Annotated in this window: 2 protein-coding genes; one reads left to right on the forward strand and one right to left on the reverse strand. The window is 63.6% G+C overall.

Features of this window, described 5'->3' with window-relative positions:
- Nucleotides 1-109, reverse strand: a 109-nt coding sequence (locus EN984_RS35100; RefSeq protein ID WP_348630245.1) for an ACT domain-containing protein, incomplete at its 3' end; no start/stop codon positions are given.
- Between the two features lie 162 nt (nucleotides 110-271).
- Between EN984_RS35100 and EN984_RS35105 the strand changes: the two genes are divergently transcribed.
- The gene (locus EN984_RS35105) at nucleotides 272-1,201 is read left to right on the forward strand and encodes a bestrophin family ion channel (protein ID WP_236382962.1); all 930 of its coding nucleotides are present in this window, start codon (nucleotides 272-274) and stop codon (nucleotides 1,199-1,201) included.
- Nucleotides 1,202-1,259 lie beyond the last annotated feature (58 nt).

Consider the following 1,259-nt stretch of genomic DNA (forward strand, 5'->3'; position numbering starts at 1 on the left):
CTTCCGGCTGAGCGACGCCAGGCGCCAGCGTGGCGAAGACATAGGTGCCGGCCAGCAGTTCCGGCGTCATCGATGCCAGCAGTGTCTTCAGATCGGTCTCGCCGGTCATTCGTTTCTCTCGCCTGCAGAAATGGGCCGCAGCCCACGTGCTCTTCAATATCCGCGACCGGCGCGTGCCGATAGTCCTGGCGCTGCAAGGACGACATGGCGATGTCGCTGGCGGCTGGGCTTGCGGACCTGTCGCATCGCACAATAGAGGAGCTGAGGGCCGATGCCGGTCCGTGAAAGGCCTTCGATGATCGTTCGCCCGCGCCCCACATTCCTGCAGCTGTTCTTCATCATGCGCGGTTCGGTCGTGCCACGCATCCTGCCGCAGATATTGGGCTTCGCGCTCTATTCCGCGATCATCCTGGCCGTGGCGCGCCGGTTCCAGCTTGATTTCAGCGTCTTCAACATCACGCCTTTCGGCCTCGTCGGCGTGACATTGTCGATCTATCTCTCGTTCCGCAACAACGCCGCCTACGACCGTTGGTGGGAGGCGCGCAAGCTGTGGGGCGCGCTGGTCTTCGAAATGCGCAACCTGGCCCGCGCCACCACCAGCCTCATCCCGGACCAGACCGAGCAGCGCGCCCTGCTGATGGAAGCGCTCGCCTTCTGTCATTTCCTGCGCGGGCAGTTGCGCAAGATCGACAGCATGAAGGATGCCCGCGCCTTCATCGACGCCGAGGCGGACAAGGCCGCAGCCTTTTCCAATCCGGCAGATGAGATGGTCAGGCGCATGGGCCGGCGTGCCAATGCGCAGCGCCGGGCGGGCGATGTCGACTCGATCGGCTTTCGTATCCTCGATGAGAGGCTCGCGTCGATCGCCGCCATCCAGGCCGGCTGCGAGCGGATCGCCGGTACGCCGTTACCCTTCGCCTACACGCTGCTGGTGCATCGCACGGCCTATATCGTCTGCCTGCTGCTGCCGATCGGCCTGATCTCGACCACCGGTTGGGCAACGCCGCTGTTCACGGCGCTGATCGCCTACACCTTCTTCGGCCTCGACGCGCTTTCGGAAGAGCTCGAGGATCCGTTCGGCACCGAGGCCAACGACCTTGCACTCGACGGCCTCTGTCGTGTCTGCGAAATCTCGGTATTCGAAGCGCTGGGCGAGACCCCGCCGAAGATGATGCCGGCGGAAAAGTTCTATTTTTCGTAGGCGAAGGCGCGCGGGCTTAAAACAATCCGGACCTCTGTCGGATCGCAGCCCCATGCCA

This window comes from Mesorhizobium sp. M7A.F.Ca.CA.004.12.1.1, assembly GCF_003997835.1.
In the GTDB taxonomy this organism is placed as follows: domain Bacteria; phylum Pseudomonadota; class Alphaproteobacteria; order Rhizobiales; family Rhizobiaceae; genus Mesorhizobium.